Raw genomic sequence first — 21,954 nt, 5'->3', positions numbered from 1 at the left:
AATTGGGTTAGTTGACCGATGCGAGTCCCTCCAGCAGGGCAATCCGCCAGGCATGAACGGAGTTCATACTTTTGGCTAAGCGGTCGGCTAAGTCCCGACCGCTCAAGTGAATGTAGATCAACGTAGTATCCGTATGCCGGTGGCCAGCAAAGAGGGCAATCTCATGGATGTCCCAGCCGGCCCGCGCCAAGTCCGTCAAACACAGGTGCCGTAACGTATGCGACGTGAAGCGAGGCAGACCCGCTCGTCGGGCGATGGTCCGGATGGCTTTCGCCCAGGTCCAGATACTAATCGGTTGACTGCGATTACGCCGGGACTCGGACAGAAATAGCGGACCACGCTGCCGACTCAAACGTTGTCGCTGGTGCAGATAGGCCATGTAGAGCTGACCGGTAGCAGGGGAGTAGGGAACGACGCGACTTCGACGGCCTTTGGTGGCTTCCGCCCGGAGCGTGATCAGCCGTCGGGTGGGGTCCACGTCGCCCGTTTGCAGGGTACAGATCTCTTCCCGGCGCAGGGCCGCGTCGTACGACAAGGCGAACATCAGCCGATTGCGAATGGGTTCTTGCTTCAATACGGTCAGCAACGCACTCCATTCTTCATCAGAGGGAATCCAAGGTAACTTCTGATAATGGGGAATCAGGCCTCGCTCCCGGCTACCCCCGAAGCCCTTGTGGGGGGTGTAAATTCCTCGCCGAACGGGGTTGTCCTGCGTACGCAAGCCTTCCTCGACCAAAAAATCGTAGAATAGACGCACGGCTACCAGCCGCTGTTGCATAGTAGCGTTGGCTAAACCCGCCGTTCGGTCGGGTGTCGGACGAACGGCGGGTTGATTAGCCAGGTGATGCACGTAAGCGGCAATGTGTTCCCGAGTGGCGGTTTCGACAACGAAGGTATGCTGCTGAGAAAACCGGAGATAGTCGACCAACGCCCGGCCGTAGGCATCAATGGTAGCCGGTGCTAATCCTAAGTCGAATTGGATCGTTAACCAACGCCCAGCCGGGGGCAGCGAAAACAACAGGGGAAAACGAAGCACCAGACCCGCATCCATAACCGAAAGGGTGGTTAGATGGTAAAAGCAGACAACGTCTTAGCTTAAACAGTGGGTGGGCCGATTGATTGACATTGGTGGGTAAGTCGTATCAAATATGGCTATGAAAGGGCTTGAAAGCAAGTGCAATCTCTACTCATTTGCTATATTCCACGTAACTGTTAAGTGAGATAGATTCAGATAGAACAGCCCAAAGTGACACTCTTTGTCGTACCACTGATTCCGAAAATGCTGGCGAAGCTCTTTCAATTCGCTTTCTTTTTCTCCAAGTATCATGGGTGATATGGCCCGTAAATGGGCAAATCCGTCTTCTAAGGGCATCTGCTCCAGAGTCCGGTAGGCGCGGATGAAATGCAGAATCTCATCCAGAGGAATAGGTTTAATGGGCTGTTTAATCATAGCAATGTATTACGGTATCCGTTAATGACTATCTCCGGCCTACACAATTATATCTGAATAAAACTCCGGTACGCTTTTTAGCACAAGAAAGCCGTGTCCAGACTAAATGGGGGCGGCTTTTTGCGAAGTGATTGTTTCAACATAGCAACATTTAGCAAAACATGAATGGTGGATCAGCCACGCCCCGCTTATTTCTTCATGATTTTATTCTCTATCGACGTGATAAATTCTTTTCTGAACGTGTCGCCGATGGGTATCTCGTGTAGCTTTCCCTCTCGTCGAATGCAGACCGTATCCTTGTTAATTACTTCGGCTTTATTCATGGCGATAATGTACGATTTGTGGACGCGGATGAATTGGTTTTGCGGAAGGCGAGCCTCAATATCACTGATGGTTAGCGTGGCACTAAAGCGGTTCGTTTCGGTATAAAACCAGATGCCGTTACGCTCACTCTCTATCCAACATACCTCATCGAAATCAACGCGTTGTAACTTGCCATCCCAACGGACATACGTGTAGTTGTCCGTATCCGTAGCCTCCTCCTTTGTAGAAAGGCCCAGCAACTGTTTTGCCCGTTGAACGGCTTTCATAAACCGCTCGAACGAATAAGGCTTGTGTAGAAAATCAATTACGTTGTACTCGTAGCTCGGCAGGGCATATTGTGGGTAGGCAGTCGTGAAGATATACCGCGCTGAGTCACCCATAATTCGTACAAAGTCCAATCCATCGACGGCGAAATTGGGCATCTCCATATCGAGAAAAATCAAGTCAACTTTTTCATTTTCAAGATACAGAAGGGCTTCGTTAGGATCTGTAAAATAGGCCTTCGTCGTTAATGTCGGCACTTTTTCAATGTATCTGCGAAGTTGGTTGACGCAGATTTCTTCGTCGTCGAGGATTAAGCAGGTCATGGCCATTAGCTGTAGATGATTAGGTTGCAAGAAAACGTTTCATCCGTGTCCTGGATGTCGAACGTGTAGTTTTCGTAAGAAAGCTCCAAGCGTTGACGCATATTGGCGAGGCCAATGTGGTTACTTTCAAACCGTTTCTTATGGTTTTTGAGGTTGGCCGTAAAAAATTCAATGCGATCAGCAGCCACATTTACCTTGATGACGAATGGATGATTTGGATTGGTCATGTTGCCGTGTTTGAACGCATTTTCTACCAGGCCAATCAACAGAAAGGGTAGTATCTTTTTGTTATCGACATCACCCGTGACGCTAAAATCTATATACATGGGATAGCGCAATTGATGCAGACTGATGAATTGCTTCATGTAGTTGATTTCTTCGGATAGCCTGGCGGTGTTAAAATCTTCACGCATACTGTAGCGCATGATTTCGGAAAGCTTGATAATCGACTCGGCTAATTCGGGGTCAACTTCCTGCGATTTGATATAGAAGTAGTTCAGCGTGTTATACAGGAAATGCGGGTTGACCTGGGCTTTGAGGGCCTTTAGTTCGGTGCTCAACGATTCCTGCTGCTGTAGCAAGCGTCGTTCTTCGGCCAACTTCGTGGCTTCGATAGCGTCCTTGATGTCATCGGTTACTTCAGGTATTATCTTAAAGATATCCAGGGCTACCCCGGCGAAAAAATAAGCCGTAGCGGTGGCGACCGTTATAAAGATTATCCAGATATTGAAGTAGCGCGAAGCCTGTGGCGGATTGAGGTGATTGGTTCTTAAAACGGCTTGCCGGTTCAGTGCCCACGCCTGCCGCTGCTCCAAAGCTCGTTCATACCGAACGGACTCACCCGGTGTCATATAATTGAATCGGTACGAATAGCCCAATTTGCCAAACGTCACGTATATCAGTATCACCACCACAATCGCTGACCAGGACAGCATGGCCGTCCGGCCCAGCATCATGGCGGCTAAGACAATCAGCGAGTGCGCCATGGCAAAATCGGTCAGGAGTGAATCGGTCGATGGATTACCGATGCCCACCAGGTTTGCCACGCTCATCAACATCAGCGACAGGACACTTGCCCAGCGTAACGCCTGCTCGATGCGCGCGTTGCGTTTCAGCGTTGAAAAATCCAGAAGCCTACCGAAAATAGTAACCTTGCTGTCCTTCAAACTGAGGTAGGCGTAAACCCCGGAAATCAGGTTGGTCAGCCAGACTAAACCGTAAACAAACCAAAGCCGGTTGTCGGGTACGTAGGAACCTGTGGCCAACTTTTCACCCACCAGAAAGATGAGCACCAGCACCAGGTACGTGATGTTGATTACGGACAGTAACCGGCGCTGTACATCCGAAAAGGGTCGGGTTAGTTGCTGCCGGGAGCGTTCAAGCAACTGTTTCAACTGCGTTTCTTCCTGATTCATAAAGTAGCGGTTGCCTGTCAACGACAATAGTTGGATTGGAGATAGAGCGGCTAACGACCGTAAAAAGCCTATGAGTAATCAAAACAGGATACGTAAGCCGGGTCTTTACCCAGTTCAACCGTTGGGGGTAGTCCAACTGCTTTAACCATAACGTGCGTGGTTACACCCGGTTGAAACTGGCTGAAAGGCCCCATCTGCGGATTGGTCAACAGTCGAATCAGTGGGTCTTTCTCATCAATCTGCCACATGGCGGTGTGCAGGTTGAAATGAGCCAGTACGCTCTCCAGCAGAATGGGTAATAACTCCGTTCGACCGTTCTGAACATAAACCCCTTCCAACGCTACGAATGCCTGCCTGGATGGATTAAAAAAACGGCGCAGGCCGGGTACGAAAGGAGCAACGTATTTGATAAGTGGTCCCAGCTTACCCGGAATATGTACTAACGTCCAGAAGATAGGATTTGCCTGAACCCCAGCGAGAACATGGCCATCCTCTTCAAGGGTGAAGTATCCATTTTGGTAATTGATGTTCAGGAAGTTCTGAAAACCATACCCGGCGTACTGATTTTGAACCAACATCAGGGCCTGGGCCGGATGAGTCAAAGAGGCTACCTTGAACCGAGCATCTATTTTGGGCGAGAACCGTCTGAACATGAAGGTTTTAATCTGTGCAACCGACATAAAGTTTTCCTTCAGTGATGCGGCCATCGACCGCGTATTTTTGGCTTCGATGTAGGAGTAAAACAGGTAAGGTGCTGATACGTTTTGACCGATGTAGTCAATTGCGGTCGTTTTCAACAATTGTCCGTACCCTTTCCCTTGAACATTTTCCCGAACCGCCAGATAACGTCCGTAGTAGCCGGAAACTGACGTATCTGGAAACCCAACCGGCCGTTGATCCAGGCAGTATAAGCCAATCAGTTCATGCCGCCAGTAGAGGTGAAAAAAGTAAGGGTTATTGAGTTGATGTATCCTGGTTTCCTGACCCGTTTGGCGGTAACGTACCCCTTCGGTGCCATAAGTCGTTTGTTGGAGCAATGCAACGGCTCGCTCGTCAACTTGTGCTGATACACTTAGTGATAACGAGTTATGCTCATACAAAGTCGTCTGTCGGGAAGTAACTGGTTGGAATGGCTTCACGGCTAATTTTGGATGATGTAATCTTAGATATAGCAAACAAGTAGAGTTATTGTTCTATTCACAACCACCTGCTAACCCGTTTTCTAAGCTCATAACGAATTTGTCCCAGAGATCACCCTGTTTGTCCCGAAATCAGACCTGATCGGCACGAGTGCCATTAGATAATTTTATCTGGCAGTAAATTGCTTTGTGATCGTAGCCATGCGCCGTAGCGAACGAGGATGATTGGGCTACGATGGCCATTGTACTTATGATACTTACCGAATCGACCTATCCGTTTTCAGTAGCCTGTTTGGATCAACTATCGCGTGAGTTAGCCACGCCCAACTTTACTCCAACGAATGCTCAGAAAGTAATTCTTAATCAAGCACTACGCCTTCTCGATTTAGAATTAGGCTTCAAGGCCGCTGACCATCCTGAGCTTGTGGCGAGCATTAACGAATGGTTAGCATCGGATTGTTAACCTGGTAAAACCAGTGGCCGTTTGAACAATGGCTACTGGTTCTTCTTGCCCCTCAGTCGGGCATCTGCTGAAAATACGTTTTGCGCGTCTTTTTCTTGGTATAAAATTGAGTAGTCTCCAGCGTCTCATGCCGCAGGTGTTGTTGCACGTGTTCCAGGCTAACACCTTCTTCTAAAAGTAGTTGGCCGACGGTATGCCGCAGACTGTGAGCCGACATCCCCGCCCGTTTCAACCCATGTTTCCTAAGTTGCTTGTCCACTATATATCGTATTTGATGGGTTTTCAGGTCATCAAACAGATACTCTCCTCGTCGGCCCTGGGGAATGGGCCAACGGTTGGTTTCTTCCAGATGCGTTTGAAGTACCTGTCGGCAGGCCGCGAAGAATTTGATGGCTTTTTTGGTGCTTTTGCCTTTGCCCAGCACCTGTAGTTGCTGTCTCTCAAAGTCTAAATCGCCCAGTTTCAGCCGGGTTACTTCGACCGTTCGTAAGCCCTCCATTCCCAGCAAAACCAGTACGGCTTTATCACGAGTGGTCTCTACATCACCTAGAACCTGCTGTCGCTCGTTGGTTTCGAGACTATCTTTATAAAAGGTACGCTCGATAGCCAATCCCCGCACATCGTCAATATCACGTAGTGCGTTAAGTTGTTCGTCACTCAATTTGAGATCCTCGCGTCGGCGGATGCACCAGGCGGCTAATTGCTTGATTGCCGATAGGTAGAGGTTAATAGTGAACGCTGAATACTGATTGTCTTTCAGATGCTGCACAAAGTCGGATACGGTTAGCCCACTCAGTGATGCAGGCAAGCCTAACGCCGTCTGCTCATCGACATACAGGAAAAAGGCGTTGAGGGCTTTGGTATACGTTTCCTTCGAGCGGTCACCCCGCAGGCTTTTGGCTTCCCGAATGAATGTCAAGACCAACTCATTGGCGGCTGGTGGAATCTTGGTGGTCTTAGGATCAGCCACCACGGTTGGGCAACCGATAGTTTGATAGAATAAGAGGAACTTCCGAATGGGTGACACCCGATTGGAGGGAAGATCGGTGGTGAATCGGGCAAAACTAATCCCGTCGATAGGAAACCTTTTTTTGAGACAATCCTCAACAAACGCTTTAGCATGGCGGGGATAATTACTCGCTTTAGGCAGGTCAGCTCCAAAATAGCGAATCAGTTGGCTGACGGTGTAGCGGTTGACGGCCTTGCTAATGACCTGATTGGATTCTGTTTTTTCAGGTGAATGCAGAATGACTGAGGAGTCCGCCATAAGGAATATGCTTAGTTGGGCGAAGGTGGTTAAAAACCTTGATATTCACCAATTCTCGCAAAAGAGATTTTACGAGACGGTGAAACAATATCTCAAAAAAATCCGACTCCATTTTCGAGTCGGATTTTTTGCGTTAAGCGTCGGCTCCGAAAAGCGTCGGACGCAAGCAGGCGTAGGCCCAGCTCAAACCGAGCATGGCATAAAACCAGAATGCGTGTCCAACGGCTTCACCTTCGCGAAGGTGAAGCCCGATGCTCAATGTCATGCCACCAGTAAGAACACAACTCAACAGCCGGGGCGACAACCAGGATGACCCGAAGCGCATTGTATTAGCCATGCGAAACGTAAGTGTTAACGCATACCAGATACACCAGAACATAGTCACTACGATACTCAGGTGAATAAACGAGGTCAAAACCTCGGCTACGTCATGTAGCAGGTTGGCCTGACTAACAAATACCAGCAAAAGCGGCTGTAATGCCGATGACACAAGGTACAATAATCCCGATAGCAGTATCTGGCTAAAGAACAGTATATACCGCTCGTCCCGGAAGAATAGCCGCTGAAGGAGAGGATTGATAAACGGTTCTAACAGTTGAAAATAGCGCGTGTGTTCAAAGCGTTTCATGAGTTGACGAATTAGCGTTTAGATAGGGTGATTGTATATTGGTGCATTTTGCCGTCAAATGGCGAGTTGTACTCCGTTTGTTGCCAGACCATCGTCTGAGCATTTTGCTGAATAACAGTGTAGGAAAGGGCATCGTAAACCACCTCGATACGGAGTTCTTGGCCACTGGTTCGCCAACTGGCAGCGGTGAATCCGAAAATACTTTTTAGCCGGTTCTGGCAATCGGCTGAGGTGGTTAGCTGTAGCTTACCATCGGCTGAAAATACGTACCGGGTTGGGCCGACACAGTCTTTTCCGATATTTCGCTGATAGAGGGCCAACACATCAGTGGTTGACCCGTAAGTGGGCGACACTACGGCTGGATCGGCGGTTAGCTGAGTAATCTGCCAGGCACCGACTACCTGAGCCGCATCTATGACTGGCCTAACATCAGAACCGTTTTTTGAACACCCTGTCACGAAAATTAGCCATAGCAATGCAGAGGCAGACAGGCCCGTTAAATTTCTCATAAGACGTTGAGGATAAAGAACTTTACTTAACCGGAGGTTTTTGGGCAACTTCTTTCTTGAATAAAATACCCGCTATATAACGGGTTGGGTTCGTTTTTATGTCTATATATCCTTTCTGGATCAGCGAATCCAACCGCACAAATTCATCCAGCAAATGCTGCTCACTTACGATACGGCGCATTTGAACCGCCGTAAACCGGTAGTTCTGGAGCATGATTTCCATTGCCTTATTGTGCAAGACCTCGGCGGGTTGGGAGAGTACCAGTTCAATCTCATCGTTAAAGGCATCGAACGCTCTGTCTCCCTTTCGTGATTGCCGTTTAATGGTAAAAACCAGCGTTGTAATAAAACGGCCTTCGCGCCTTTCCGAAAGAAACACCTCAATGTCGGTCTTCAGATTGATTTCGTCAATGGAGCGGGACAAAACGGTTTGCTTGAAGTTAGACCACCGCACGTACTGCTGCGCTTCCAGAATTTCCTTCAGGTCAGTAACACTTACACGCCAGATACCCGTGTCGAGAAATTTGCACAACCGCGTGTAGAGTACCTGTGCATACTGACTATTGAGAGATAAGGCAGCCTGCAACTGGAGCTTAGTGTAGCCTTTGCTCAGGTCAATCATATACGGCACCAGGTGCTTGTTAACCTCCACTGTAAGAACACCCCGGCTGTAACGTGCCATCGGGAAAACAACGACCGACGTAAATTCATGCTGGGCTGGGGAATCCAGATATAACTGCCGGGAAGTAAGCCGTTGAGCCACTCGCTTGTATGTCGAGTAGTTAACCTCCGCAGACGAGTTAGGCAACTGTAAATCAGCGATTGGGATTTTAAACGCCGGAAATTCACCCGGCATTAGATCGATCTCATTCCGCCGTAGCGTCTGTAGCTGCTTAATCTCTTTCAGGATGAGCCAATACACCCGACGCTCCAGCACATCAAAGTTATTGCGGGATAGCAATAGCCGTAAGGGTTCCTGTATATGAAGGAGTTCACTCATTACCAAAATATTATTAAGCAACACAAAAATAGGTATCCAGCCATTTAAAGCAAGACAAAAGCCGCTTATAATGCCTATCGGCCTGGTCACTACCTACTTCTATCTTGCTTTAAATTTTTAATAGTCTGATTTTTAATAGGTTACTAAAATTAAATCCCAACCTATCATAGCAGAAGAATTTACATAAAACACAACGTATATATCAAAGATAAATTTAATATATACGTTGCATTTTAGATACGACATTAGACTTGCCTGAGCAAGATATACCAAATGGTTGATGCTTTAAACCTACTTTTATCTTGCCCAAACCTACCTCCATCTTGCTTTAAGGAGCGATTGTGGATACTTTTATCTTGCCTGAACCTACCTGTGTCTTGCCTAAACCTACTTCTATCTTGCCTAAACCTACCTCCATCTTGCTTTAACCTACTTCTGTCTTGCTTTGGTAAAGTTATCCACAAGTTAAATAGTTGACTATCAAAGATTTATGGCTGAGTTTTTTGACCTACAAGTATCAAACATTTCAAGTTTTCAATTTCAGAACAAGTAAAAAAATTAACAAGTTGTAATTGATCAAAAAGGCGTTTAAGGGTAAAAACTTTCTCTTGTCCGAAAGCGGATCAATAAGTTGAATCAAAAAAGGAAAAAACAAAAAGAAAGTTTATTTTTACCCTCAGGGGAAAATAAAATAGCGATTTTTCCCCGTATATTTATGCCCGGATCGCTATGAAAAAGAAGACGAAATTCTCGGACAAGGAGTACGACTACCTGTTGACAGGTTTGCTTAACGAGATTGCTAAGACTCCTACCCTTAAGCCCGACCGTGAGGATTGGGATATTGAGGGTAGCTGGCACGACTGTGGAGACATTCATTTCGTAGATAGCCGCCACATGGCTGAGTTCTCCCTCTGGCGGGACTTTGGTTGTAAAACCGTCAAACTCATCAATTACGGTCGGCCGGCCGTGAAAATGAGTTTTTACAGCAAACATAAGTACTGGCTCAAAAAGCCCCACGACCTGACGGATGAAGAACGTACTGAATACATTACGGAACATTTAAGTGGTTTATCACAATCAGTTGTTTTGCTACAGGCTAAAGTGGATCAGCAGCCACCACTGGCACAGGCAGAGATTCGTAAGCGGATTGATGCGATGCTCAAAGAAATTGATACCTGGCAACTGATTCAGGCCAGCAGCCAGCAGTATGAATTGGCGGTATCCACCTACCAGCGAGGTTATGCCTATTTATATGTGAGCTACAAGTTTATCATGCCGAATGGGGATTATGACAATGCTTCGGAACACCTCTTGCACCATACCCGCGACCGGATCGGTAATATTACCCAAACCAAGCAGAATGTTATTTTCGTCAATATGACTGAAATTAACCGGGTACATCCGCAACAGAATAAGGAGATTGAATCATATTTAGGCCGGTTTCCGCACAAGAGCACCAGTGGAGCCGCACGGCTGTATGCCCGGCTTCGCGCTGAGGTGGATAGTCAAGAGTCATTTGGGATTCGCAACCCAGACGCTGACCCGGCTCAGTTAGATTTATTTGTCAGTAAATAAGGGTATTTTAGCGGAAAAGGGATATTTCTTCCAACGGGGCAGATTTACACGTTAGTGAACTAATATATTAGTTGATACTTGGTTATGGCCTTCTTCTTCCAACGGGCAGATTTGGTTGCAACTACCAAAGCGGGCCAGATATCAAATATGGGGTCGTTCTGCGGAAAAGTACATAATTCGTCGTTTGGGCAAGCGACACTTACAAAGACGTTTTCTGGGCTTCTTTTAGTAAATGGACAAAGAATTACGCTAAGGAAATTGGATACACATTTTCACTAACTATCAATTGTTTAGAAAAACGGTCGTAGAGCGAGATGCAGCTCTGGGAGGATTTGTAATACAATAATAGCCAATAAAAAGAGGTAATGTAAATTATATCATCACTTCTTACGTTATTTGTGCAAATAAAGACCACATTCAGCCATGTTGGTACAATTTTCTGTTCAGAACTATAAATCGTTCCGCGACGAGGCTAAGCTGAGTCTGCTGGCATCGGGCTACGACAAAGACCCGCTCACCGAAGCCAACCTGATTGCGGGTGAGTTGACCGGCCCAGTTCGGTTACTCAGGACAGCCGCCATTTACGGAGCCAATGCCGCCGGCAAAAGCAAATTAGTGGAGGCCATGCACGTTATGCGGCTCTTTATCCTGCGGTCGGCTGCCAGCACGGGGCAAAAAATACCGGTTGTGCCATTCCGCCTAAACCCAGACACGGACCAGGCTCCTTCGGAGTTTGAACTGGTTTTTCTGCATGAAGGCGACCTATTTCGGTATGGCTTTGCGGCCACCGCCGATCATGTCGTATCCGAATGGCTGTTCTATCGGCCCGACCTGGCCCGCCCTAAAACGAAAGAGATCGAAATTTTCTACCGTGACGGGCAAACCTTCGATGCCGTGCATCCGCGTCAGTTCAAAATTGGGGCCAGACTAATTAAAGACGGTATGATCCGGCCCGACGCGCTGCTGCTGTCGGTGGCGGCTCAGTTCAACGAAGTGCTGGCCCAGCGTGTGTTTGGCTGGCTTGGCCGCTTCAACATTATTTCGGGTTTGCAGGAGGAGGGCTACGAAGGGTTTACCGTCAGTAAGGTAATGCACCCAACTGGAAAAGGAGCCATCATGGGCTTTTTGCGGGAGGCTGACCTCGGCATTACCGACGTTCGGGTACGGGCGATTGAACATGAGAGTGACTTACCAGGAAACCTACCGGCCGACCTGCGGGAACGACTCACAGCCGCTTTAACCGAAAAAGACGGGGTAATTTTCGGCGGGGCAAAAGCCGTGCATCGGGTCTATGACTCGTCGGGCAACCGGACGGGTGTCCTGGAGTTTGACATGGAAGACGAATCATCGGGAACCCAGAAATACTTTGCCCTGTCGGGGCCGATTTTAGAGACGTTGCAACAGGGCGACGTGCTGGTGATTGACGAACTGGAATCGAAGCTACACCCGAATCTGGTACAGAAGATCGTGGGTCTGTTTCATTCGCCGGTCACAAATCCCCGCCATGCCCAGCTTATTTTTAATACCCACGACAGCAACCTGATGACCGCCGAAGGCCCATCCGGTGCGGGTTCTTCGACTCCCCTGCTCCGGCGCGATCAGATCTGGTTTGTTAAAAAAGACCGATACGGCGCATCTTCGCTGTATTCGCTGGCCGGTTTTAAAACTGATCAGGTACGTAAAACCGACGATTTCCGGGAAAAATACTTACAGGGACGGTACGGTGCCGTACCCTACCTCAACGAATACGAAGAAGGTGTTGGCCAGTTGGTACAATCAACGCAAGATCTGTCAGCGGAGCCGGTCGGTGTTTTATGAGACGATTGGACAAAGCCGCCCTCGAAGCTGAGCAGCGGGAAAAACGCCGACTGGCTAAACGTAAATCGTTTTCACTGACGCGCAGCGATCCGCCAACCGATGTTTCGCTCCGGTTACTGATTATCTCGGAAGGGGTAAATACAGAAGTGAGCTATTTCCGGCAGTTTGAGCAGCCTAATATTCGGGTAAAAGCGGTCGGAACCGGCTTCAATACCGTTTCTTTGGTGCGCCGGGCCGAACAGATTCGGGCCGACGAAGCCGCCAAAAGTCGCCACTACGATCAGGTTTGGTGCGTCTTTGATCGGGACGACTTTCCGTCGCAGGATTTCAACGAGGCCGTCCGATTGGCCGAGCAACTGTTTGGACCGGGCCGGGTGGCCTACTCCAACCAGGCATTCGAGTACTGGCTGTTGCTGCACTTTCTGGACCACCAGGGCGGAGCCATACACCGCCGACAATACGATGCCCGGCTTAACGAGTGCCTACATCCATTCGGCGTTCGGTACGATGGTCAGGACAGTAAACGAATCGGCAGTGATTTCTTTGACCTGTTACTTTCTGTGGACCCTAAAACCGATAAACCGCGCATTCGCCAGGCCATCGAACGGGCTGAACGACTGTATGGCCAATACGACCACAGCAGCCCAGCCACAGAGGAGTCTTCAACGACTGTCTTTCGGTTGGTGAAGGTGATTTTGGGTGACCGACTTTAATTTAAGAGCTACATAGGTGAAATGATTGAGTAGAAGATTACACAAAATATAAACTGACGAAAGGGAGCGAAGGCTCCGGCTGTATCTTCCTGGAACCTTGCCATACCGCCTAAAAAGCGGTATTTTTATAGTGTTCCTTCTGCGCGGCTCCGACGTGTTACTTCGGGCAAAATCAGGATGCGTCAACGCCGACATATCCCGGTTGACCGTATGCAGGTCAGCCCACCCAATAGTATCCAGCTAAGTCTGTTTGGGTTTCTTTCGGGAGCTTCCGCGCTGCCCCTCTCCCATCCTGAACCCGTGCGGGTTCTTGCATCACTTGGCGAAAGTCTGACCGACCAGCCAGACGTAATTTTGCCATCTATTCAGGTATGTACCGACCTAAACGGGAGGAATTACAGGCTTAGTCCTGACCTATTCAACTCGAAAACGGTAGGCGAACGTATAAAGGTTAACGTTACCGCTGTCCGGTTGGCAAAAATTATTCATGCCGAAGGGCGCGAAGCGACAACCGACGAGAAGGCCCAATTGGTGCAGTTTTCCGGTTGGGGTGGTTTGGCATCGGCTTTTGAGGAAGGGAGCCGTTATTTATCTGTTTTAGATGAAGTACTGACTACCGAAGAACGACAGGCCGCAGCCGCTTCATGCCTGACTGCTTTTTATACGCCCCCGGCCATCATTACCGCCGTTTGGCAAGCCGTCGAGGAGTTTGGTTTTATGGGTGGGCGTGTGCTGGAGCCGGGCGCGGGAATTGGTCATTTTTTGGGCTTTTCGCCCCCTTCTGTCAACGTTCGTAGTGAGTGGGTAGCCGTTGAAAAAGACCCAATTGCCGGGCTGATGATAGGTTTGTTATATCCAGATGCAACGGTCGAAGTGAGCGGATTTGAGCAGGCCGAGTTAACTAACAGTTCGTTTGATTTGGTTATCGGCAATGTGCCGTTTGGTGCGTACAGCGTTTATGACCGGCAAAATCCCGATTTGTCAGCTTATCCGATTCATAACTATTTCATTGGCAAGTCGGCGCGATTAGTAAAGCCGGGCGGGTTGATGACCCTAATAACATCGTCGGGAACTCTTGACCAGAGCGGGGCCGAGTTCCGGCAGTGGTTAAGCCGACAGGCTGAAACCGAATTGGTTGGAGCCATCCGCCTACCGTCGTGCGCGTTTGAAACCCACACCAATACCAGCGTGACGACTGATGTATTATTTCTGCAACGGCGGGAAGGTGTAAACCGTCAATTTGCCGGACATTCGTTTGAGCGGACGGTCAGCATTCGGAGCCGGACGATAGAGGAGGACGGGGAGCCAACAACCAGCAATCTGTATGTGAACGAATATTTTGCTCAACGTCCGGGGCAACTGTTGGGGGAAATGGTTTGGGCTGATGAGGTGGGTAAAGGTGGTTTATATCGGGCCGACCGGCCCACGCTATTTCTGGAACAACCGGAGGAATTAGGCCAGCGACTAACCGAAGCCATCGCCCAATTACCAAAAGCCTTCCTGACAGCCAATAAAAAGGATAAGCAACGGCCAGAGAAGCTAATAGACCAGATAGCCGCCGGTATTCCGGGTTCGCTACGCATCAAAGGCCGAACGTATAGCCAGCTTACCATCATTCGGCAATACCGGAAATTGAAAGAGACATTGACCGCCCTGTTAGAAGCCGAACGCGAAGGAAAAGAAGATTGGGAAGTTGAGGTTTTAAGGACGCACCTAAATAACCAATATGACGAATTTACGGCGTTTTTCGGCCCGTTGACCAGCAACCGCCAACTATCGTTTTTAGAAACGTATGATTCCCGTTTTGCTCAGGTACAGGCGTTAGAAATACCGCAAAAAGAGCAAGGAAAAACCTTCTTAAAAAAGGCCGCTATTTTTCGGGAGCGGGTAAACGTGGCTCTCCCCTACCCTACTACGGCGGCATCTGTAGCCGACGCGGTGAATCTGTCGATGTGGTTTCATGGTGGCTTAAAAATGGTCGCTATAACGAATTGGTTAGCTAAGTCAGTGACCGATGTTACCGATCAGTTACTATCCGCAGGGTTGACTTTCATTGACCCGATAACGGGCAATCTCATCGAACGCGATGCCTATTTGTCGGGTAATATTCGGCAGAAGCTGGCCATTGCCGAGGACAAGGCCCGAAACGAACCGCGTTATCAGGCCAATGTATATGCGTTGCAACAGATTGTACCGCCGACTATTCCAGCCGCATTGATTTCGTTTGGATTGGGTTCTATCTGGTTGCCGGATGAATTGGTAACAAACTTTATTCAGGCTACTTTACAACTCCCTGATGTATCGACCCGATACAACAACCGGAGCCGACAATATGAAATTGACGCGCCTACCCACTTCTATTCGTCATTGAATCAGTCGTTGGGTACGTCGCACCGGACAGCCCTACAATTGATTGACGCGGCCCTGAACAGTCGGAGCGTCGTTATTACCAAGACGATTACCCAAGACGGGAAGGAGCGTAGCGTTCGGGATGTTGAAGCGACCAGTCAGGCTATTGCCGCGCAGGAACGGTTAGGCGAACTATTCGTTGATTTTGCCCGTGAACAGTACGAATCGGTTATTGAGGAGACGTTTAACCGGCTGTATAACACCCACGTACCCCGCCGTTTTGCCCGGCCAACCTTTCCGCATTATCCCAATGCAAACCCGGCGATTTCGTTGCGCGACCACCAGTTTAGGGCTGTCGAGCGTATCAAAATTCAGGATACGATGTTAGCCCACGCCGTAGGAAGCGGTAAAACTTATACGATGATTACCGGCGCGATGGAGCTAAAACGGTTGGGGATTGCCCGTAAACCGCTCCTTGTGGTGCAGAACTCAACGGTTGAGGACGTGGCCCGTAGTTGGCGGTTATTGTATCCGTCGGCGGTGGTGTATGTGCCGCAACGGTCTGACTTAGATGCAGCCGGGCGCAAGCGATTTTTGCAACGTATCGCTACCAACCATTTCGACGGGATTATCATTCCGCAGAGTTTTCTTAAACTGATTCCCGACGACCCGGCCAGTGAACAGGCGTTTTTGCAGGAAGAAATAGACCGCGTAGAAGCCGCCGTTGCCGCAGCATCCCGCCAAGACAAAAGTAAAAAGTCGTTAGTGAAGCGGCTCAATGAATTACGCCTACGGTTGGAAGCCCGCCGACTTCGTCAGGCCGACCGGAAGAAAGATAATATCTTGTCGTTTGATGAATTAGGCATTGACGCGCTGTTTCTGGATGAATGCCATAAATACAAGCGATTGGGCTTCTTTACGTCCCGGCGTGGCATCAAAGGGATTGACCCAGCAGGTTCCGAGGATGCGTTGAGCGCGATGTTTAAATGCCGGTCAGTGCAGGCCCGGCAGGGGCGGGTTGTGCTGGCTACGGGAACGCCGATTTCTAACACAATGGCCGAAGCATGGACGATGTTACGGTTCATCGCCCCCGACCACTTAGACGAAGCCCGGATTTCAACGTTTGACCAGTTCGCCGGAGCGTTCGGGCAACTTATCGCATCGTTCGAGTTGACGACTACCGGCCAGTTTAAAGCCGTTTCCCGGTTTGCCCGGTTTGTCAATGTCCGACAGTTATCGGAGTTGTACCGCGCCCATGTTGATGTAGTGCTGAATGATGATGTAGTCGAGTTTCAGCGCGACCAGACCTTACCCATTCTTAAAGACGGAGGATTTACCAAGATTGTGTTGCCGCAGACGGAAGGCGTTCAGGCTGAGTTAGATACGATTCGGGAACGGCTACGCTGGTTTGAGGAATTGACAGGCAGCGAGAAGCGGGAGAATAGCCATTTACCGTTAGTGCTATTCGGCCAGGCCCGGAAAGCAACGCTTGATATTCGGTTACTATCGGCTCTGAATGAAGATGAGCCAGGTTCAAAACTAAACCGGGCCGCGACGGAAATTGTCCGGCTTTATCAGCAGTCGGATTCCTACAAAGGCACTCAATTAGTCTTTGCCGACGTGTACCAGTCGCCTTTAAATCTGTTTGTTGACGAGGACGAGCGTTTATCTGTTGGCCCCCGATTTAACTTATTTGACGACCTGAAATTAAAATTAGTTGCGGCAGGTATTCCGGCCAACGAGGTAGCGGTTTGCCCCGCCGAAGCAGACAAACGGGAATCGGTTTTTGCCAAAGTTCGGACGGGTGAGATTCGCGTAATGCTCGGTACATCGGAGCGGATGGGTATTGGGGTTAACGTGCAGGAACGGTTAGTTGGCCTTCACCACCTTGACGCGCCTAACCGTCCTACTGATTTCGAGCAACGGAATGGCCGCATTATCCGGCAAGGGAATTTACACGCCAGTTGGGGTGTTCCCATTGAAATTCTGACCTACGGCGTTGACCGGACGCTCGATGCAACCGCCTACGGACGGTTAGCCATTAAGCAGAAGTTTATCAATCAGGTATTGAAAGGCCATTTGACCGACGAGGGGATGAACGATATTTCAGCCGACGACGATTTTGCTGCTATGTCGTTTGACCAGATGATGGCAACGTTATCGGGCAGTCAGTACGCCTTAGCCTATGCCGCCAAGCAACTCGATTTGTCGCGGTTGCTGACTGCCCGAAAGAACTGGCAACGGGGCGTTTTGGATGCACAAACGCAGGTGGAACGCGCCCGGCGTATCTTATTAGTGCAGGTGCCGCTACTGCCCACGCTTGAATCAGAGGTAGCCGTATTGAAAACCCGTTTTGCAACAGACGAACAGCCGGACGCGGCCCGAACGTATCAACTGAATACCGTTATTGTTGAGAGCATTACCTATACCGAGAAGTTTGGCGGGCCGGTGCAACAACTACTTGACCGGATGCGCGGCCAGTTGAAGCGACGATTAACGCCCCAGGCAGTAATTACGGTCAACGGGCTACCGCTTACCTTGACCGGAGAGGTTCGGCAGGACGTGTTTACGTTGCGGAACGAGTACGTATTTACCTACCAGTGGGGAAGCAGTTTGCAGGGTGAAGTAATGAGCGGCCCCGGCCTGTTTCAGTCATTACGGCAGTCGGTGGCTCATGCCCCGCACTTACCCGCCCAATGTCAGCAACGCATTGACCGCGCCCATGCTGATGAAGCCGCCTTTATCCAGAAAGTCAACGAGCCGTTCCGACACAGCCAGAAAATAACGCAATTAGAAGCCGAGATTGCCGACCTGCAAGATGCCATGTTGCGCGAATCCGAGCCAATAAATGAACCAGTATTGGCAGAATAATAGGGTTAGTGGGCCGGAATCCCCCGGCCCACTATTAGGGTCACAATGGTAAAGAACAGAAAAACCTTAACTAAATTTCGACATGAGAGCTCCTTTAAGTAAACTCGCTAAGGAAATATTAGATGATCCCGACTCGGCCAGGCAATTGGATAACTGGTTAGAAAGCCGACGAGAAACGGGCGACATAACGTTAACTGATAGCACAGGCAAGGTAAAACAGGTAAAAGCGACTCGTTTAAACACGACAGTAGCCACACACGGCTTTGAGCCGAAAAAAAGGAGTTGGTCAAAGAAAGTCAGTGACTTTTTTAACGAGTTGTTAGCTGTATTTGTCAATCCATTTGGTTCCTAAATTTTGAGCAGGCTAAGTGCCTGGCCCCTTCACTGTTCTCACCACTCCCCTCCCTCCTATCGTCGGTCAGGAAGCCGTGTGAACTAATTTTTTGCGGGGAGTCGCTGAAGGACGACAACCCGCTTTCACACTCACGTTCACTAAAAACGCCACGCACACGTCCAAAACACGGCACGTTTTATCACAAGAATTAACCTGACAAAAGGGGGCAGAGGAGTTGGTATAAATAGCTGTACATCAGCCATATATCTTGCCTAATTGGCTGTTTAGCTGTATCTTTATACTGTTCTCCAAGCGCGGCACCGACGTGTTATTTCGGGCGACTGTATGTATTACGCCGTTGCAACTTGCCCGGTGCGGCAGGCTATTGACAACCGCCTGAACCGCGACCTGATTGCCCAGGCCCGCGAACAGGGTTTTGTATTCTCTGACCCGTTCGCCGATGCCGATATGTGGCGCGGATTAGAAACCGCCGATTTAGAAAATCCCGACCAGCGGTGCGACCCCGACGAGGCAGATTGGCTATTTGGAAAGTCCATCGAAGCCACCTTGTTTTTTCTGTACCAGCAAACCCGTCGAGTTGTCGGTCAACGTTCCCAATTATGACACGCGCCAACATTCTGCTAACCCGAAACGGGCAAAAGTGCGTCTGTGTCATCGACAGCAGTGCTTACCCCGACAATTTACCGGAAATGCTGGCTTGTTTCGATGATTGGGTCGGCGAGTGGCACGAGCTACGAATAAACGCTGAGTACGTGTACGAAATCAATTTCGACACACGTATCGTTCGCGGATGGCGGCACTCTTGCCGGGATTGGTCGGCGTATTCAATACAGACTGCATTGAAGCAGTTGCTATCCCCAAAAATAGCTCTGTGGCTTCCCAAAGGTTGGCGATTAAACCGCGACAAAAGCCCGGTTCAATTTGCTGACTATGGCATTGACGAGGATGGAGCCGTTTGTACTACAGGAACCAACGTCTGCCAATGAACCAGCCGAGACGCGCCATGAACCCCCGCGTTCAGGCCATTTACAACCATATTGGCCCGCTGGCCTTCGCCCGGATGAGGGCCAGCGCATTCAGCCCGGATAACCGCATGAATGCGTTGAAGTGGAAAATGAAGGAGAGCCGATACACGTCTATCCGGGTAGAGAGCCGACAGGATGGTAACGGTTATCAGGTCAGCTTTTTCATCATCAACCGCCAGCAGTTCACCGAAATTGTCATTGAGCAGGTAGCCGCCGAAGAATTGACCAGTACAATTGAGCAAATGAACAACGTGCGGTTGTCAACGGTAGCCGCTGACTTAATTTTGTGATTTTGTCGAAGTCCTGGCCCGTTTGCGGAATAGAAACTAAACAGCAAGAGAATGGAAGCATCACAAGCGTATTTATGGAACCGCCTGACAGCAGACCCGACCTATGTGGCCTTTCACCTGGCCCGAATGGCCCCGGTTTTTGCCATTACACCGGCAGATTTGGTATGTCTGGTAGCAGACAATGAAAAGCTGATCCGGTTAGCTGCCTGTCGGGTTGATGCCCATATCGGAGAAGCGTGGGTTGCAAAGGTTAGTCAATACACGGGTATAGCGAGTGAAACGCTCGACCTGTGCTTGGTGCCAATGATTCAGGGCTATTTTGATACACTGACGATGAACGAATAGTAAAACAACATAACGCCCGGCTCCGAGGTGTCATTTCGGGCTAACCAGATGATGAATGAAGTCCAGCCCGTCTCACGCCCGGCGTACTCCCCTCCTACCCCGCCTGTCAGGACATTAGACGATTTCAGATTGCGAACGAACAGCCTGACCGAAGATCACCAATTGACAGCAGCCGGTAAAGATTTGGTGAGAGCCTATGAGTGGAAGTTTGTCGGCGACTCGTACCGCCAGGCGTGGGGCTATCTGTTCAGCCGCGCACGGCAACTTGGATTGACGTACTGTAAGCATTTCAAACGGTTTTACAAGCCGCTACCACCCAAACCAGCCATCGGCGACCGGGTGAGGCTCACCAGCACCGGAGCCACCGGCATCGTAACAGGCTATAGCCGATTTGATGTGTTAGTGAGTCTTGATAATGAGAAGCGCGAAGTTGAGGTAAGCACCGAGTACCTCGAAAAAATCTGACTTACAAACTCCGTGCGGGCTGGATTTACTCCGGCCTGCACAATGCCAAATGCTCATTCCGGGCGAACACGCAATACACTGGCCACACCGCTCCTGGCTTCCCTCCTGTCGTCGGTCGGCAGAGCCGCGTGGCCTAATGCTACCTTGCGAACAGCCGCTATAGGGCGGCCCTCCGCTCACGACATCACCAAAACACATTCATCAATATCAGCCCAGCACATTCACTTATTACACGTACTGGTAATGGACGAAAGGGGGCAGAGGGTTCCGTGTAAACTTCTGTTAGTCAGCTATATATCTTGGATGAGCGCGAATAGTGCCGTATCTTTATAGTGTTCTTCAAGCGCGGCTCCGACGTGTTACTTCGGGCAACTTCAATGCAGAATGCCAAGACTTCCGCGCAGCGGGGAGGTGCCGACCTGTACACCCGCGTTACTGAACTGATTGTGGCCGAACTGGAAAAAGGCCGTATCCCCTGGCGCAAACGGTGGGGGATTCTGGAAAACGGTCAGGTTGAGGTGGCCAGAAATTACGTGAGCAAACGGAATTATACCGGCATCAATAGTGTGTTGCTGGGCTGTGCAAACTACGAACGTCCGTACTATCTTACCTTCAAACAGGCGACCGAGTTGGGCGGTAACATCCGCAAAGGGGCAAAGGGAAATCTGGTTGTTTTCTGGAACGTGCTGGAAAAAGAGAAGGAAGTAACGAACCGGAAAGGCGAAACCAAGACTAAAAAAGTAGGTGTTCCCCTGCTCAAGCATTATTTCGTTTTCAACGTGGCCGACGTGGAGGGAATTACCATCGAGTTGCCAAAACTGTTACCGCCCGATGCCATTACCGAAGCGCACCGGATCGAGGCTTGCGACGCGGTTTGTGCCAGTTACGCAAACGCTCCCGATATTGTCCACCGTGACCCGGCCCGCGCGTTTTACAGCCCCCTGTTCGATTATGTGAATATGCCCCGCCCCTCGGCGTTCGACTGCCCGGAAGCCTATTATAGCGTACTATTCCATGAACTCGTTCACTCAACGGGCCACCGCGACCGGCTGAACCGGGAGGAGTTGGTAAACTCGGACGGATTCGGTGGGGAGCGTTACGCCAAAGAGGAGTTAACCGCCGAAATTGGAGCCTGTTACCTAGCCGGTAGTTGTGGCCTTGACCTGACCGACCACCGGCTACTGACCAATGCAGCCGCGTACCTAAACAACTGGCTAGCAGCCCTCAAAGGCGACAAAACGCTGATTTTCCGGGCATCGGGCCAGGCGCAAAAAGCCGTTGATTATGTGCTGAATGGAGTAGCAGAGGAAGTAGAGCCGGAAACGGTTGCTGCCTAAAACGAGGATGGCCGGGCGAAAGCCCGGCC

The 21,954-nt window shown here is 49.8% G+C and carries 19 protein-coding genes; 10 read left to right on the top strand and 9 right to left on the bottom strand.

Translation table 11 applies throughout. From position 1 onward, the window contains the following. Positions 1–7: 7 nt before the first annotated feature. From B1C80_RS24800 to B1C80_RS24755, 9 genes are all read right to left on the bottom strand, one after another. On the bottom strand, positions 8–1,051 hold the full coding sequence (locus B1C80_RS24800; protein WP_077923896.1) for a tyrosine-type recombinase/integrase: 1,044 nt from the start codon (positions 1,049–1,051) through the stop codon (positions 8–10). 132 nt (positions 1,052–1,183) lie between these two features. Next, positions 1,184–1,450 carry a hypothetical protein gene (locus B1C80_RS24795; RefSeq protein ID WP_236648918.1) on the bottom strand — a complete coding sequence of 89 codons (267 nt, stop codon included), beginning with the start codon at positions 1,448–1,450 and terminating at the stop codon, positions 1,184–1,186. 188 nt (positions 1,451–1,638) lie between these two features. Then, entirely contained in the window at positions 1,639–2,367 is a 729-nt protein-coding gene (locus B1C80_RS24790) for a LytTR family DNA-binding domain-containing protein (RefSeq protein WP_077923895.1), read from the bottom strand. Beyond that, positions 2,367–3,653 carry a sensor histidine kinase gene (locus B1C80_RS24785; protein ID WP_236648917.1) on the bottom strand — a complete coding sequence of 429 codons (1,287 nt, stop codon included), beginning with the start codon at positions 3,651–3,653 and terminating at the stop codon, positions 2,367–2,369. Before B1C80_RS24785 ends, B1C80_RS24790 begins: the two co-directional genes overlap by 1 nt. Positions 3,654–3,844: 191 nt before the next feature. After that, entirely contained in the window at positions 3,845–4,915 is a 1,071-nt protein-coding gene (locus B1C80_RS24780) for a GNAT family N-acetyltransferase (protein WP_077923894.1), read from the bottom strand. A gap of 515 nt (positions 4,916–5,430) precedes the next feature. After that, a complete protein-coding gene (locus B1C80_RS24770; protein ID WP_077923893.1) occupies positions 5,431–6,645 on the bottom strand; it encodes a tyrosine-type recombinase/integrase in 1,215 nt (404 codons plus the stop codon). Between the two features lie 133 nt (positions 6,646–6,778). Then, positions 6,779–7,273, bottom strand: coding sequence for a hypothetical protein (locus tag B1C80_RS24765; protein WP_077923892.1), 495 nt, complete (start codon positions 7,271–7,273; stop codon positions 6,779–6,781). Between the two features lie 11 nt (positions 7,274–7,284). After that, complete coding sequence (locus tag B1C80_RS24760) at positions 7,285–7,830, bottom strand: hypothetical protein (RefSeq protein WP_236648916.1); 546 nt, start codon at positions 7,828–7,830, stop codon at positions 7,285–7,287. Further along, a complete protein-coding gene (locus B1C80_RS24755; protein ID WP_077923890.1) occupies positions 7,805–8,782 on the bottom strand; it encodes a replication initiation protein in 978 nt (325 codons plus the stop codon). Before B1C80_RS24755 ends, B1C80_RS24760 begins: the two co-directional genes overlap by 26 nt. A gap of 729 nt (positions 8,783–9,511) precedes the next feature. Here B1C80_RS24755 and B1C80_RS24750 point away from each other — a divergent pair. From B1C80_RS24750 to B1C80_RS24705, 10 genes are all read left to right on the top strand, one after another. Continuing rightward, complete coding sequence (locus B1C80_RS24750) at positions 9,512–10,357, top strand: hypothetical protein (RefSeq protein ID WP_077923889.1); 846 nt, start codon at positions 9,512–9,514, stop codon at positions 10,355–10,357. Positions 10,358–10,780: 423 nt separating this feature from the next. Then, positions 10,781–12,175, top strand: a complete 1,395-nt coding sequence (locus B1C80_RS24745) for an ATP/GTP-binding protein (RefSeq protein WP_077923888.1) — start codon at positions 10,781–10,783, stop codon at positions 12,173–12,175. Further along, positions 12,172–12,888: an RloB family protein gene (locus B1C80_RS24740; protein WP_077923887.1), complete on the top strand. Its 717-nt coding sequence runs from the start codon at positions 12,172–12,174 to the stop codon at positions 12,886–12,888. Before B1C80_RS24745 ends, B1C80_RS24740 begins: the two co-directional genes overlap by 4 nt. A 471-nt stretch (positions 12,889–13,359) precedes the next feature. After that, positions 13,360–18,108 carry a DEAD/DEAH box helicase family protein gene (locus B1C80_RS24735; RefSeq protein WP_236648915.1) on the top strand — a complete coding sequence of 1,583 codons (4,749 nt, stop codon included), beginning with the start codon at positions 13,360–13,362 and terminating at the stop codon, positions 18,106–18,108. 82 nt (positions 18,109–18,190) lie between these two features. Next, entirely contained in the window at positions 18,191–18,460 is a 270-nt protein-coding gene (locus B1C80_RS28225; protein ID WP_139361737.1) for a hypothetical protein, read from the top strand. Between the two features lie 327 nt (positions 18,461–18,787). Continuing rightward, entirely contained in the window at positions 18,788–19,066 is a 279-nt protein-coding gene (locus B1C80_RS24730) for a hypothetical protein (protein WP_077923885.1), read from the top strand. 379 nt (positions 19,067–19,445) lie between these two features. Further along, positions 19,446–19,778, top strand: a complete 333-nt coding sequence (locus B1C80_RS24720) for a hypothetical protein (protein WP_077923883.1) — start codon at positions 19,446–19,448, stop codon at positions 19,776–19,778. A 51-nt stretch (positions 19,779–19,829) separates the two neighbouring features. Next, a complete protein-coding gene (locus B1C80_RS24715) occupies positions 19,830–20,123 on the top strand; it encodes a hypothetical protein (protein ID WP_077923882.1) in 294 nt (97 codons plus the stop codon). Between the two features lie 129 nt (positions 20,124–20,252). After that, positions 20,253–20,588, top strand: coding sequence for a hypothetical protein (locus B1C80_RS24710; protein ID WP_236648914.1), 336 nt, complete (start codon positions 20,253–20,255; stop codon positions 20,586–20,588). Positions 20,589–20,965: 377 nt separating this feature from the next. Next, on the top strand, positions 20,966–21,925 hold the full coding sequence (locus tag B1C80_RS24705; RefSeq protein WP_077923881.1) for an ArdC family protein: 960 nt from the start codon (positions 20,966–20,968) through the stop codon (positions 21,923–21,925). Positions 21,926–21,954 lie beyond the last annotated feature (29 nt).

Source organism: Spirosoma sp. 209 (assembly GCF_002006735.1).
GTDB lineage: Bacteria > Bacteroidota > Bacteroidia > Cytophagales > Spirosomataceae > Spirosoma > Spirosoma sordidisoli.
The sequence above is the reverse complement of the archived record's forward strand: the minus strand, read 5'-3'. Positions and strand labels throughout refer to the sequence as shown.